The sequence below is a fragment of the Shewanella sp. 1CM18E genome (genome assembly GCF_023161665.1).
Lineage (GTDB): Bacteria > Pseudomonadota > Gammaproteobacteria > Enterobacterales > Shewanellaceae > Shewanella.
In genome coordinates, this window is sequence record NZ_JALNTW010000012.1 from 120,845 (window position 1) to 133,013 (window position 12,169).

Consider the following 12,169-nt stretch of genomic DNA (forward strand, 5'->3'; position numbering starts at 1 on the left):
TTGTAATATTGACTCGTTTATAAAAAATGCGGTTATAGCCTGAGCTATAACCGCATTTTTATTGTTACTGATAGTGGCAATTCGTCTTGAGAAGCTAGCCCTGTTGCTTAACTGCTAGCGCACTCTTTACCTGAGGTAGCGATGTACCGCCTAGTGCTTCACGCTTAGCAAGGCATGACTCAATGGTTAAACACTCATAAACGTCAGCGCCAATTACAGGACTAAATGCTTGCAGCTCTTCTAAGCTTAAGTCCTCCAAAGGCGTTTGCTTAGCAATCGCACTAACAACCGCCTCACCAACAACATGATGTGCTTCTCTAAACGGCATACCTTTAGCTACCAAATAATCCGCTAATTCCGTTGAGTTTGCGTAACCTTGCTTTGCAGCACTTAAGGTTTTCTCACGATTAACAGTCAAGCCAGTTAACACTAACGCCGCCATTTCAAGACAAATCGACCAGCTATCCATTACATCGAACAAGCCTTCTTTGTCTTCTTGCATATCTTTGTTATACGCCAGTGGCAAAGCTTTCATGGTGGTTAGAATACCCATTAAACTGCCATAAACACGGCCTGTTTTACCTCTGATTAGTTCAAGTGCATCAGGGTTTTTCTTTTGCGGCATCAATGAGGAACCTGAAGTGACTTGATCATCAAGATCAATAAATCCAGCTTCACCGCTATTAAAGAAAATCAGATCTTCAGCCATACGGCTAAGATGCATCATGCTAATTGAAGCATCGCTACAAAGCTCAATGACATGATCTCTATCTGAAACTGTATCTAAGCTATTTAATGTCGGTGCGGCAAAACCTAATGACTGAGCAAGCTTAACTCTATCCATCGGATACGCCGTACCAGCCAGAGCCCCGGTACCTAGTGGACAAGTATCAGCGCGTTTTAAAGCATCTTGTAGACGGCTAATATCACGCTCAAACATTTCCACATAAGCTAAGCACCAATGTCCAAATACAACAGGTTGCGCTCTTTGCAAATGAGTATAGCCCGGCATCACTGCATCCAGCTCACGTTCCGCGAGCTCAATTAATGCTGCTCTTAGCTTGGTGAGTAACCCAAGTAGCTGACCACCCTCTTTTTTGCACCACAGCTTAAGATCAGTAGCAACTTGATCGTTACGCGAACGCCCGGTATGGAGTTTTTTACCTAAGTCTCCCACTTTGGCAATTAAAGATTGCTCTACAAAGCTATGAATATCTTCTGCACCCGAAGCAATAATCAGCTGCGGGTTATCAATGGTTTCACCGAGTAACTCATTCAACGCTTGGTGCAATTCATTGCACTCTTGCTCAGTAAGAATACCGACTTGAGTAATTGCGCTTGCCCATGCAATTGAGCCAATAATATCTTGCTCAATTAAGCGGAAGTCTACCGGTAATGAGTCGTTAAAAAGTTTAAACAGTGCACTGCTTTCTTGGCTAAATCTGCCGCCCCATAATGCCATTTTGACTTCCTCTACAATCTAATAAGGCGGTATTAACCGCCCTTAACGCTATGCTTTTAAGGCGCTAACAGCATAGTGTTAGCGCTCACTAACTTTTATTGGCTATCCACTTACTTTTGCTGGTGCAATGCTCTGATCCGGCTAGATAACGAGTAAAGACGGATAAAGCCTTCTGCATCTTTTTGGTTATAAACATCATCAGCACCAAAAGTGGCAAACTCTTCTGAGTACAAGCTATTAGGTGAACGCTTTTTCACTACGCTCGCTTGGCCTTTATAAAGTTTAACCACCACTTCACCGTTGATCAGATCAGCTAGAGGTTTAGAAGCGCCAAGTAGTGATTCACATAAAGGCGTAAACCAGCGACCGTCGTACACAAGGTGCGCCATTTGTGCACCCACTTGCTCGCGCCATTGACGGCTGGTTTTATCAAGCACTAGCTCTTCAACTGCACGCAGCGCTGCAAACATTACCGTACCACCCGGAGTTTCATAACAACCGCGAGACTTCATGCCGACAAGTCTGTTTTCAGTAATATCGATTCTGCCTACGCCGTGGGCACCGGCAACTTCGTTTAATACCATCAGCGCTTGATAAGGTGTAAATGCTTCACCGTTAACTTTGGTGACTTTACCTTGCTCTAGCTCTAGCGATACATATTCAGGCTCGTTAGGTGCATCTTCTGGTGCGACAGTCATGGTCCAAACACCTTTTGACGGCTCATTCCACGGATCCTCTAACTCACCGCCTTCGTGAGAAATATGCCATGCGTTAGCATCTCGGCTATAGATCTTAGTCGCTGATGCAGACGTCGCAATATTACGCTCAGCTAGGTAATCGAGTAGATCTTCACGACTTACCATTTCCCATTCACGCCAAGGTGCAATCACTTTTAGATCTGGTGCTAGTGCGGCAAAGCAGCCTTCAAAACGCACTTGGTCATTACCTTTACCAGTACAACCATGGCAAACGGCATCGGCACCAACTTTACGGGCAACCTCTACCTGTGCTTTAGCAATAATAGGTCTCGCCATTGACGTACCTAACAGGTAAGTCCCTTCGTAGATTGCACCTGTAGCAATGGTTGGGTAAATATAATCAGCCACCAGCTCTTCTTTTAGATCTACGATATAGCATTCAGATGCGCCTGAGGCGATGGCTTTTTCATATAAGCCTTCAAGCTCAGCTTCACCTTGGCCAACATCGGCACAAAACGCCACAATCTCACAGTCGTTATAAGTTTCTTTTAGCCATGGAATAATCGCCGATGTATCCAAGCCGCCCGAATACGCTAAAACAACTTTTTTTACTTCTGATGAAGCATTTACCACTGAATTTACGTTAGACATTTATTCTTCCTACTGCTTGTTTTGTCTTCAGTTAGCCTATGCAAACTGATAATTGTTTTTATGGATTAGCTTAAAAGTGTCACTAGCACTGCATTTTGGGCGTGCATACGGTTTTCTGCTTGTTGCAAGATGAGTGACCCCTCACCATCAACAATCTCTGCGGTCACTTCGACTTCGCGATAAGCTGGCAAACAATGCATAAAGTGCTTTGCTCCAGCCTTTTGCATCAACTCAGCATTAACTTGGTAAGGCTTAAATTTAGCTTCAATCTCATCCATTGTGGCTGTATCGCCCATAGAGATCCAAGTATCGGTATAGATAGCATCATGGCCTTCAATTGCCGTAATATCTGAACTCAACACCAGCTTGCCACCATGCTTAGCAGCAAGCTCTTGCGCTTCACACACAACCTTGCCATCAGGAAAATGGCCTGGAGGGCAAATCACCGTCAGTTGAGCACCTAGAATTGCTGCACCAAACATCAATGAATGAGTAACGTTGTTGCCATCACCTACATAGGCAAGCTTCACCTTGCTCACGTCAGCGTATTGTTCGGTTAACGTTAGAAAATCCGCCAAGCCTTGGCATGGGTGGTAAAGATCTGATAACGCGTTTATAACTGGCACGGTGCCGTGCTCCGCTAACTGTTCGATAGTTGAATGTAAAAAAGTTCTCGCAACAATGGCATCTGCCCAGCATGAAATGTTTGCCGCAAAATCAGATACAGGCTCACGTTTACCGAGTGCGCCATTTTGCTGATCTAGGTACAAGCAATGTCCGCCTAGCTTATTAATACCAATATCGAAGCTGACCCGAGTACGTAGCGATGGCTTTTCAAATAACATCACCACACTTTTTCCCTCAAGCGCATGCTTATATTCTGCAGGATTGGCTTTAATGGTTGCCGCCAACGCTAATAAGTCGAGTAGTTCTTGTTGGCTTAAGTCTTTAATTGATAATAAGTGTTGCATCAAATTACTCTCCTAAGGTTGGATCTGTGTGCCAACGGTTTTCCCCTGGCATAATGCGATTAACTGTTGAGTTTGGCTCCAAGATGCAATCTGTACCGCTTGGCCCATAGACTCAGCAACCTCTAATGCTGCTTCGACTTTGACTTTCATGCCTTTGGCAATAACGCCAGCTTTAGTCAGCTCAGTGACCTCTGCGCGGTTCAAGCTAGGGATAAGCTCACCTTTCTCGTCTAATACACCTGATACATCCGACAATAAAACCAGTGAGCCAGAAACCAATTTAGCTAATGCAGTAGCCGCTTGATCGGCATTAACGTTTAGCATTTCACCTTGTTCGCTAATTGCTATTGAGCTCACAATCGGCAGCCAACCTTTAGATAATACAAACTCTAAATAGCTCGCATCGTTCGGGCTTACTTCACCGACCAAGCCTAATTCTGGTGCCTTAGTCGTTGCAGTCATCATGCCTGCATCGCCTAAACTCATACCTAAGCTTGTAATGCCCGCTTTAATGGCAGCAGCTTGTAGTTTCTTATTGGAGGTTCCCGCTAGTGCGCCTACAACAATTGGCATATGTTCAACCGGCGTCACTCTTAAGCCGTCAAGCTTTTCAGATGTCATACCGTTTGCTTGTAGTTGCTCATCCACTAAGCAGCCACCACCATGAACCATAATCAACGACTGACCACCAGCCATTATTGTCGCGGCAGTTTGCATCAAATCAGCCATTGCAACGTCTGATTGCAACAATGCACCGCCAACTTTAAGTACCATGACAGGCTTTTTCTCAAAAGAATGTGTTTGCATAGTCATTTTCCCGTCTTAGGTATTTTGCAATGCATCAAAATGAATCTTTATGCATTGCAGCGCTTGGCTTGCTGCGCCTTTCATAAGGTTGTCGATTGCACTCGCAATAACTAAGTAACCTGTCGCTTCATCGTACTTCCAACCGATATGGCAATTAGGCGTAAGTACCACGTCATCGACTTTTGGAAATTGATTCTGCTTAACTGTGACTAACTCAGAAGCGCTGTAACACTCAAACGCTTGGCTAATATCACTGGCGCTGGTATCTGGCTTTAACTGAACAGTGATTGTCGCCAAAATCCCACGTTTAAAATTGCCTAAGTGTGGAGTGAAAATAACTTCTTGGCCTAACTGGGTAACGATTTCAGGTTGGTGTCTGTGGCCAAGTACACCGTATGGGGTCAAACTGACTTCACAAAAGCTGGTCTGCAATTGCGCTTTTCTGCCAGCGCCAGTTACACCACTAACGGCATTAATTACCGGAAAGGTATCGGTTAATAGGTGAGCAATCGGCTTAAGTGCCATTAACGATGCAGTAGGGTAACAACCAGGTACCGCAATCAGCTTGCTATTGATAATGTTGTCAGCATTCCACTCAGCCAAACCATACACGGCCTCAGCCAACGCTTGAGGATATTCATGAGTAAAACCATACCACTTAGGATATTGTGCTAAGTCTTGAAACCTGTAAGCGCCACTTAAATCAAATACGGTTACACCTTGCTGATAGAACCATGCAGCTAGATGCAAACTCACCGCATGATCTGTGGCAAGCACAACTGCATCAGCGGTTGCCACTATAGTGTGCTTTGCATCATCAGTAAGCGGATTTAAGCATAGCGATATATGACTATAAATCGGGTAGAGCTCAGATAAGGGCTTACCTTTATCTAGGCTATTTTCAGAAACATAAAGGCCTTGAATTGATAAATTCGCTTCGGCGTTTATAAGAGAAGTGATCTGTGCGCCCGTGTACCCACTGGCGCCAATAATGGCTATATTTTTCATAGTCTATGACTTTAAAACCTTAATTTTGAAATTAGATGACATAACGAAAAAAAGAATGGGCACAACTTAAGCCCTGGCTTAACACCATTAATGACAAGACTATCGTCGCAGGAATTGGATATGAATTAGCTTCATGACGATTAATTGAACCAGATTAAACATATACACTCTCATAAAACAGGCCATTGATATGTGGCAGTTACCTTAGCTGTTTGATAGACTAACACGCAAAATTAATTATGCAATATATTTGAATATATATTTAGGTATTTTTTTATGAAAACCCTTCCAGATATTAAAAGTAGTTTTAGTCAGCTAATAGCCGCCCCCTCTATTAGTGCACTTGAAGCCGATCAGGATATGAGTAATAAAGCCGTTATTGAGTTATTGCATACTTGGTTTACGGACTTAGGAATGCAGTGCCAATCGGTACCTGTTGCCAATACTCGCAATAAGCACAATTTAGTAGCCTCATTTGGCCAAGGCCAAGGTGGATTACTACTGGCTGGACACACTGATACAGTGCCGTTTGATGAAGGACGTTGGAGCCAAAACCCATTTTTATTAACTGAAAAAGATAATCGTTGGTACGGCTTAGGCACTTGCGACATGAAAGGTTTTTTTGCGTTAGTGCTAGAGGCTTTGAAAGAGTTGCCGATGGATAAATTTCAGCGGCCATTACATATTTTAGCCAGCGCAGATGAAGAAACCACCATGAATGGCGCAAAAGCGTTTGCCGCTGCAAAATCTATTGCACCGGACTATGCAATTATCGGTGAACCCACCAGCTTAAAACCGGTATATATGCATAAAGGACACTTGACTCAAGGGATCAGAGTGACTGGTCGCAGTGGTCACTCTTCAGATCCTGCTAAAGGCTTAAATGCCATTGAGGTTATGCATCAAGTCACAAGCCAGCTACTCAGGTTAAAGCAACACTTAGCTGATAATTACCGTGAAGATGCCTTTAGCGTGCCATATCCAACCATGAACTTTGGTCATGTCCATGGTGGCGATGCCGCGAATCGGATCTGTGGTTGCTGCGATCTTCATATTGATCTGCGACCAATTCCTAGTTTAGCTTTAGCCGACCTAGAGCTTATGGTTGCCAATTATTTAGAGCCGATCTGCAGTCAGTATCCAGGTGCAATAAGTATTGCGCCGCTGTATCCGGGCTCAGAACCCTTTGCAGATAAAAAGGACGGTAGTTGGACTCAGCTCGTGGCCAAGCTAAGCGATGCTCAACCTGAAGTGGTCAACTATGCAACCGAAGCCCCTTACATCAGTCAATTGGGCTGCCAAACATTAGTACTAGGACCTGGGAGCATCGAGCAAGCTCACCAACCTGACGAGTTCTTAGATCTTTCCTACATCACACGCACAAAAACACTACTGAAAGAACTAATTTATCATGCGTGTATAAAATAAATTGCTACTTTTTAAAGCGTTTTTAGTACAAAGCACAAACAGTGCAAACCCAGTCATACCTAAAAAGTGATATGGAACACAATCAAGCGTGATATTTTTATCTCGATCATTGCCTAGCTCAACGCTGCTAGGTATTGTGATTGACTAGCTTACCGATATGGAGCATGTATGGTAGATATGTATGCCTCGCTAAGGTCAAACGTTGGTACCTTAGGGCAAATTTTAGGTGACACAATTCGCACCGATCTTGATGAATCATTTTTAGAAAAAATCGAACAAATCCGTCATCTTGCCAAAAGCTCACGCCAAGGTGATGATGCAGCTCGTGAAGAGATGCTAACGTTATTGTCATCTCTAAATGACGATGAGCTAGTGCCTTTTGCCAAAGCATTTAACCAGTTTTTGAACTTGGCAAACATCGCTGAGCAGTTCCATACGATTAGTCGCAACTGTGACGAATTAGTCTGCGTACCCGACCCAGTCGAGCAGCTACTAGGACGTATGTTAGGCGGAAATATAGACCAAGAAAAAGTTCTCGCTTGCCTAAAAACACTCGATATCGATTTAGTACTGACAGCTCACCCTACAGAGATCTCTCGCCGTACTCTTATCCAAAAATATTCAGCGGTGATCGACTCATTAACTGCGCTCGAGAACACCCAACTGACCGAGCAAGAGAAAAAACAGCACCATTTGCGTTTGCGTCAGCTTATTGCGCAAATTTGGCATACCAATGAGATCCGTAACGAGCGTCCTACTCCTGTAGATGAGGCTCGTTGGGGATTAAGCACCATTGAAGCCTCATTATGGCAAGCCGTTCCTGATTTTCTGCGCCAGTTAAACCAACAAGTTGAAGAACGTACAAACACGCAACTGCCTATCGATATCGCGCCAGTAAGGTTCTCAAGCTGGATGGGTGGCGACAGAGACGGTAACCCATTTGTTACCTCTGTTGTAACTCAAGAAGTTTTAGATCGTAATAGGCATACCGCCGCACGTCTTTATTTGAAAGATGTAGTGTTGCTGGTTAACGAGCTATCAATGGAGGGTGCGAATGACGAGTTGCTTGCGTACACCAACAATAGCTGTGAACCATACCGTGACGTGCTTAGAGACTTGCGTAAAAAACTTAGAGCGACAATCGATTATCTAAATGCCAAGCTTGAAGGTCAGCAACCAGACGTTAATCCAAAAGATATTATTTGGTATGAAAGCGATCTAAAAGATCCGTTAATGATGCTCTACAAAAGCTTATGCGACCAAGGCATGAGCTTAATTGCTAATGGCTTACTGCTAGATATGCTGCGTCGTATCGCGTGTTTTGGTATTCATATGCTAAGACTTGATGTTCGCCAAGATGCTGAGCGTCATGCAGATGTAATTGCCGAACTAACTCGCTACTTAGGTATGGGTGATTATTCTCATTGGGATGAGTCTGAGAAACAGTCTTTCTTATTACGTGAACTCTCAAGCAAGCGCCCGTTAATTCCAGCGAATTGGCAAGCTTCTGCAGAAGTGGAAGAAGTCGTTAAAACTTGCCGTTTAGTTGCCAAGCAACCTGCAAGGGCAATGGGCTCGTATGTGATCTCTATGGCTAGCAAGCCTTCTGATGTATTAGCAGTTTTACTATTGCTAAAAGAAGCTGGTTGCCCGCACCCAATCCGTGTTGTGCCGTTATTTGAAACCTTAGACGATTTAAATAACGCATCCGATTGTATGTCTGCACTGTTTAACATTGATTGGTATCGAGGTTACACCAAGGGCACTCAAGAAGTGATGATTGGCTATTCTGACTCGGCTAAAGACGCCGGTGTAATGGCTGCGGCTTGGGCACAATATAGCGCACAAGAAAAATTAGTCGCAATCAGCAAAGAAGCCAACATCAACCTAACCCTATTCCACGGTCGTGGCGGCACAATTGGCCGCGGCGGCGGACCAGCTCACGAAGCTATTTTATCTCAACCTCCTGGTTCAGTGGATGGTCGTATCCGTGTAACCGAGCAGGGCGAGATGATCCGCTTTAAGTTTGGTTTACCAAAACTTGCAGTTCAAAGCTTAGCGCTATACACCTCAGCGGTAATGGAAGCAACTTTACTACCACCACCAGAGCCAAAGCCTGAGTGGCGAGAATGTATGGAACGTCTTGCTGATGATTCAGTGCTAGCGTATCGTGCAATGGTGCGTGAAGAACCAGATTTTGTGTCTTACTTCCGCGCCGCAACCCCTGAAGTCGAGTTAGGTAAACTTCCGCTTGGTAGCCGACCAGCTAAGCGTCGTGTCGATGGCGGCATTGAAAGCTTACGTGCTATTCCATGGATTTTTGCTTGGTCACAAAACCGCTTAATGCTACCTGCATGGTTAGGCGCCGGTGAAGCACTTAAGATGGCAACAGACAGAGGTGATTTACCTCTATTACAAGAAATGGAAAAACAGTGGCCATTCTTTAAAACTCGCATCTCAATGCTAGAGATGGTCTATGCTAAAGCAGAACCAAACTTATCTAAGTTCTATGAAACAAGCTTAGTCAAAAAAGAGCTACATCATCTAGGTGTACAATTGCGAGAGCGTTTAGCCACAGGTATTGAAGCTGTGCTCGAGCTTACTCAAGCTGAAAGCTTAATGGCGCATACACCGTGGAATCGTGAATCAGTAGAACTAAGAAACCCATATATTGATCCATTAAACTTCCTACAAGCAGAATTACTTGCAAGAACGCGCAGAGAAGAGCAATCTTCTCAAAACGTTGAACTAGCACTAATGCTAACTATTGCAGGTGTTGCAGCAGGAATGAGAAATACAGGTTAATGAAGTTATTAAAAGTAGCGTTTGCAAGCGCTGTACTGCTATTGACTGGCTGTGTCAGTCAATACAGCATCACAGAAAAAGAGCTAGAAGGTTATCTCAATGATGAAATGCATTTTGAGATAAAGCAAGGCAACCAAATTTTTGGCATAGACTTACGAGTTAATGACATCAAAGTTACCTTAGGTGATAAGCCCGACACTATGGGCGTATCTGCAGTAACTGTCGTTAGAGTACGTAATCCTATGCTGCCAATTAATGCTGATCTGGTCACCCAGTTTGAAGCAGAGCCTTGGTATGATGCGACTAATCACAGCGTTTATTTGCGAAACCTACAATTAGTAAAGGTTGAGTCCAAGCCAAAAGATATCGAAAAAGCAATTGGTTCTATCGCGCCTCAATTAATGGGGTTCCTGACTCAATTTCTTGAAACACAGCCAGTATATGTAGTTGATATGAAAGAGTCTAAACAAGCATTAGTAGCTGATATGACTAAACGAATCGAGGTTAAACCCGGTAAGCTGGTTTTAGTCTTTGACGAGGAATAACCTCTATTGAGGGTTAACACTAAAAGCAGGATCAGATGATCCTGCTTTTTTATTCCTAATATCAATAAGTATAAGGATTAGCCGCTACTTTTTAAAGCGGCCAATTGAGCCATAGTCAACAATAACAGCCTCACCCAATAGTTCTCGACGTAACATATCAAATGCCACAGCTGTGCTTAAACTACGCACTAGATCCCGTGATCGTCTCGGTAGCTTAATCATCTGGCTATACACGCCGCCTTTTGTGGCAAGAGCAAGAGCAACTGTTCCAACGGGCTTTTCATCTGTTCCACCGCCCGGCCCAGCAATTCCGCTAGTCGCTAACGCATAATCACTATCAAGAATAGCCCTTACGCCTTTTGCCATTTCCTCTACTGTCGCAATCGACACCGCACCATGGTCATCTAAGGTTTCAGCTTTTACGCCCAAAACCTTAACTTTAGACTCATTACTATAAGTGACAAGACCATGATCTAAGTAAGAAGAACTCCCAGGAAAATCGATTAGCTGACTTGCTATCATGCCGCCAGTACAAGACTCTGCAATGCTAATAGTTAGCCCTGTGCCTACCATAAGACTATGGATCTCTTCTGCTAAGCTTTTCTTCTCATCTGCAACTAAGGCATTTCCCAGTAAAAAGCGTATTTGCGCTTCAACTTTATCTAGCTGACCAATAACCGTTTTACCGCGCGCAAAAAGTTTAATTTCAATATGCGGCATTGACGTGCGATAGCCGAGAGTCATCCCTGCTGGTAACTCTATTTTTTCTAATTCATCTGCAAGTGCTGACTCACCTTGACCAAGAGTTAAGTACTTTCTAAGTGCAACATCACCAGTAATATCAAAATGCTGTTTAACAAAGGGAATAAATTGCTCAACAACCATTTGCTTAAATTCAAATGGAACACCTGGGGTAAAGAAAAACCAAGCCCGATTATGCTTAACTGCAAAACCACATGCTGTACCAACAGGATTATCAATCATCAACGCAGATGCCGGTAATAGCGCTTGTTTTAGATTACTCTCCGCCATCACTCGTCCATTACGCGTAAACCAATCCTCTAGACGGTCACGCCAAACGCTATTTTCAACTAACACTTCACCTTTAGTTATGGCCATTGCTTCAGTTGATAGGTCGTCACTTGTTGGTCCAAGGCCGCCGTTCACTAAAATGATATCGGCATGATGGCTACGTTCTTCGAACACGCTAACCAGATCTTCTAGACGATCCCCAACAGTCACACGGCGCTGACATTCGATCCCGTGCTCCATCATAGTGCTAGCAAACCAAGCAGCATTAGTATCAACTATTTGTCCTGCTAATACTTCTTCGCCGGTACAAATCATTTCTAGTTTCATTTGGTGTTCCTTACCCGAATTCGTTTTAAACTTTAAAGGGGTGTGATGCAGCTAAACTATGCAAGCTCTGCATCAATAGCAATAACCAATTATGATTAAATACCGTAATTGTATGAAAAGAGATAGTACGAAGACACTAAGTTTCAGGCTCAATAGGTTAGATAAATAAGTATCTAGTAGAAATATTAGGCGAAGCAAACGATAAATTTCACTAATTTGCTCTTCAGAAATAACCTACGTCATCAAGTCGAGCAAGATAAAGCCAATAAAACGGAAAATATTCGCTGCTGCTTGAGTCAAAACATTAAATTACAGACGTAAAAAAGCCCGCTACATCGTAGCGGGCTTTCTCGTATTTGGCGCCTGGAAATGACCTACTCTCACATGGGGAGACCCCACACTACCATCGGCGATATTGCGTTTCACTTCTGAGTT

The 12,169-nt window shown here is 43.7% G+C and carries 9 protein-coding genes; 3 read left to right on the forward strand and 6 right to left on the reverse strand.

The window, feature by feature from the left end; genetic code table 11:
• Window positions 1-94 precede the first annotated feature (94 nt).
• The 5 genes from argH to argC form a co-directional block, all read right to left on the reverse strand.
• Window positions 95-1,462 (reverse strand): argininosuccinate lyase, encoded by a 1,368-nt coding sequence (gene argH / locus MSG37_RS15475; protein WP_248471550.1) that lies wholly within the window; start codon window positions 1,460-1,462, stop codon window positions 95-97.
• 110 nt (window positions 1,463-1,572) lie between these two features.
• A complete protein-coding gene (locus MSG37_RS15480) occupies window positions 1,573-2,811 on the reverse strand; it encodes an argininosuccinate synthase (RefSeq protein ID WP_248471551.1) in 1,239 nt (412 codons plus the stop codon).
• A gap of 65 nt (window positions 2,812-2,876) precedes the next feature.
• On the reverse strand, window positions 2,877-3,782 hold the full coding sequence (locus MSG37_RS15485) for an ornithine carbamoyltransferase (RefSeq protein ID WP_248471552.1): 906 nt from the start codon (window positions 3,780-3,782) through the stop codon (window positions 2,877-2,879).
• 12 nt (window positions 3,783-3,794) lie between these two features.
• Window positions 3,795-4,589: an acetylglutamate kinase gene (gene argB, locus MSG37_RS15490; RefSeq protein WP_248471553.1), complete on the reverse strand. Its 795-nt coding sequence runs from the start codon at window positions 4,587-4,589 to the stop codon at window positions 3,795-3,797.
• A gap of 15 nt (window positions 4,590-4,604) precedes the next feature.
• A complete protein-coding gene (gene argC / locus MSG37_RS15495) occupies window positions 4,605-5,597 on the reverse strand; it encodes an N-acetyl-gamma-glutamyl-phosphate reductase (protein WP_248471554.1) in 993 nt (330 codons plus the stop codon).
• 276 nt (window positions 5,598-5,873) lie between these two features.
• On the opposite strand from argC, the gene argE reads away from it, so the two are divergent.
• From argE to MSG37_RS15510, 3 genes are all read left to right on the forward strand, one after another.
• A complete protein-coding gene (gene argE, locus MSG37_RS15500) occupies window positions 5,874-7,025 on the forward strand; it encodes an acetylornithine deacetylase (protein WP_248471555.1) in 1,152 nt (383 codons plus the stop codon).
• A 168-nt stretch (window positions 7,026-7,193) separates the two neighbouring features.
• The gene (ppc, locus tag MSG37_RS15505; protein ID WP_248471556.1) at window positions 7,194-9,830 is read left to right on the forward strand and encodes a phosphoenolpyruvate carboxylase; all 2,637 of its coding nucleotides are present in this window, start codon (window positions 7,194-7,196) and stop codon (window positions 9,828-9,830) included.
• Window positions 9,830-10,375: a DUF1439 domain-containing protein gene (locus tag MSG37_RS15510; RefSeq protein WP_248471557.1), complete on the forward strand. Its 546-nt coding sequence runs from the start codon at window positions 9,830-9,832 to the stop codon at window positions 10,373-10,375. The genes ppc and MSG37_RS15510 overlap by 1 nt, the downstream gene beginning before the upstream one ends.
• 84 nt (window positions 10,376-10,459) lie before the next feature.
• Here the strand turns inward: MSG37_RS15510 and MSG37_RS15515 are convergent, their stop codons facing one another.
• Window positions 10,460-11,734, reverse strand: coding sequence for a CinA family nicotinamide mononucleotide deamidase-related protein (locus MSG37_RS15515; protein WP_248471558.1), 1,275 nt, complete (start codon window positions 11,732-11,734; stop codon window positions 10,460-10,462).
• Window positions 11,735-12,169 lie beyond the last annotated feature (435 nt).